The following is a 223-nucleotide window of genomic DNA, read 5'->3' on the forward strand; positions in this document are numbered from 1 at the left end:
ATTATACTTAACTTCCTCTGTAACTAAACCTTTATCTAAATTTGATGGTAAATTTGTTTCAGGTTTTGGATCTGGCTTCACTTCTGGCTTTTCTTCTGGTTTTGTTTCAGGCTTTGGGTCTGGCTTCACTTCTGGTTTTGTTTCTTTTTCAACTGCATTAATAGAGTTATATAAGAACTGACTATACGCTTCACGTGTTACAAACATTTTTGGAGAATACATA

General features: G+C 33.6%; 1 pseudogene. It reads right to left on the reverse strand.

The window, feature by feature from the left end:
* Positions 1-223: pseudogene (locus tag MR170_RS31840) on the reverse strand (S-layer homology domain-containing protein); the annotation flags it as partial.

The sequence above is a fragment of the Bacillus cereus group sp. BfR-BA-01524 genome (genome assembly GCF_022662595.1).
Lineage (GTDB): Bacteria > Bacillota > Bacilli > Bacillales > Bacillaceae_G > Bacillus_A > Bacillus_A thuringiensis_S.